This window comes from Shewanella sp. 11B5, from assembly GCF_002836795.1.
Classification (GTDB): domain Bacteria; phylum Pseudomonadota; class Gammaproteobacteria; order Enterobacterales; family Shewanellaceae; genus Shewanella; species Shewanella frigidimarina.
Genome location: NZ_PJAP01001059.1, coordinates 1 through 2,466 on the forward strand (window position 1 = coordinate 1; position 2,466 = coordinate 2,466).

The window sequence follows — 2,466 nt, forward strand, 5'->3', positions numbered from 1 at the left end:
TGATATTCACCACTGACATTCTTTTTCCAGTAAGCCGCATCAAAATATAATTTATCGGTGTCACCGTTACGATAAACATGTGACCGGCCAGCGACATCATCATTGCCGTTAACACCTAATGCTTGGGCGGTGTAAATTAACGTTGAGTCAGTTGCAGGGGTTAAGCCTAACGGTAATTCAGTACGCTCAGGTACACCGGCATCGTCTATGTTATTTAAATCCCATACTAAAGCGCGTGTTTGATAAATAATATAACGACGGCTGTTAGTGTCTGGATACTGAGAATCTTGAACACAAATAGCGAGCGGCGTAGGATTATCTGCATCAGTGTCTTCTGCGCTTTTAATACAGCTATCTACACGGTCAACACTCGATGACGACAGCGCAGTACTACCATAACCAACAACAAGGTTATTTTCATTTACATCGGCAGCAACAGACGAACCACCTAACTCAACGGTAGCAGCACTAGTATCAGCATCTTGTTCACGAACATAGGTTGTGTAAGGAGGTACTAATGAAAATTCGACATCATCTTTTACTGCAATGGCACGAAGTTCAAAGTCACGATAATACCAAAGCTCTTGTGTTGTGCTTGTACCTTCATAAGCCAAGGTCTTTTGCTCACCAGTATAAGCACCTACTTTGGTGCCATTACTGTTAAGACCATAGAAGAAAGTATCAATTGAATTAACAACAAGTTCACCATCACTGTCTACGTCAGTAGGATTAGTCGTGCCGGCTAAGCTATAAAATGAAGGCTTCCAAGCACCTTCAGCGGCATTCGCACTAGTCGTGACGGTGAAGTTATTTGCTTCTATTGGTGTTAATACTGAATAGGTAATTTCTTCTGCATCAGAAATACCATCTTCAACATCAATGATGCCGCCTTCAATGTCTTCGGTGCTAAGTTTCTTTTTACCTTTTGAAATACCGACAACTTCATCTTGACTGTTCACCGCCATGGCATAGCCATTACGTGTACCGTCAATAGTGCCATTTAGGTCGAAATCTTCAATATTAACAATTTCATATACTGGCGCAGCTTGAACTGTTCCAATCACACTTAATACACCTATCGCAACAAGGGATAAGGCTTTATCAAACTTTAACTTCATGTAACTATTCCTGTTTTATTATGCTTTACTTCAGTGACTCAAGCTCTTCCCATCGCTCGAAGCAAACTTCTAAATTCTGTTCTTTTTCTGCCAACAACTGCAGTGCTTTATTGACCAAATCCTGCGGTTGATTATAAAAATCAGCACCCGCTATGGTTTGCTGCAATTGGGCAATATCTTGCTCGAGCTGTTCCATTTGGCTCGGAAGCGTATCTAATTCTTTTTGCAATTTATAAGACAGTTTTTTGACTGCTTTTTCAGGGATACTGACAGGCTTTGTTTCAACCACTGCGGTAGGTTGGACAACATTAGTTGCAACAGGTTCCTCAGAATAAAACTTTGCACCTTGAGCAACAGCATCTTGGTAACCACCAACATACTCAGCCCATTGTCCATTGCCCGCAAACCACCAACTGCTAGTAACGGTATTGTCGATAAATGCTCTATCGTGGCTCACGATAAGTAATGTACCAGCAAAATCAGCAAGTAGTGACTCTAACAACTCTAACGTCTCAATATCAAGATCGTTTGTTGGTTCATCGAGAATAATTAAATTGGCAGGGCGTAATAATAATCTCGCCAATAACAAACGGTTCTTTTCACCACCAGAAAGTGCTTTTACCGGAGTACGAGCACGCATTGGCGAGAATAAGAAATCTTGTAGATAGCTTAGAATATGGCGATCTTGGCCATTAATGGTGACGGTACTTTTACCCTCACCAACGTTTTCTTCTACTGTTTTTTCTGGATCAAGCGCTTCACGATACTGGTCAAAATAGGCAACGTCTAGCTTAGTACCGACTTTAATTTCGCCAGATTGAGGCTGTAGTTTTTCAATTAACAATTTGATTAGCGTTGATTTACCGCAACCATTTGGGCCAATTAACGCTATGCGGTCACCACGTATAACAGTAGTACTGAAATCTTTAACTAAGTTTTTATCAGGTAAATTATAATTAACATTTTTAATATCAAATACTAACTTACCAGAACGTTCGTTATCAGATACCGACATTTTGGCGTTACCTTGACGGTTTAAGCGTTCACTACGTTCGGTACGTAGTGCTTTCAACGCTCGAACACGTCCTTCATTTCGAGTACGACGTGCTTTAACACCTTGACGGATCCAGGTTTCTTCGTCGGCAAGTTTCTTATCAAAATGAGCGTTTTTCTCAGCTTCAACTCGTAACCATTCTTGCTTACCATCTAAATAAGCTTGGTAGTTACCTGGAAATGAGATCACGACACCACGATCTAAATCGACGATACGCGTTGCCATTCTTTGAATAAAACCACGGTCATGGCTGACAAATACTATGGCGCCTTTAAAGCTTAATAAAAATTGCTC

The 2,466-nt window shown here is 40.8% G+C and carries 2 protein-coding genes; both read right to left on the minus strand.

Annotated elements, in window-relative coordinates; genetic code table 11:
• On the minus strand, positions 1-1,118 hold a 1,118-nt coding region (locus CXF78_RS20260; protein ID WP_145991591.1), incomplete at its 3' end, for a DUF3466 family protein.
• A 25-nt stretch (positions 1,119-1,143) separates the two neighbouring features.
• Positions 1,144-2,466 (minus strand): ATP-binding cassette domain-containing protein (locus tag CXF78_RS20265; protein WP_102037766.1); only part of this gene is annotated, 1,323 nt, incomplete at its 5' end.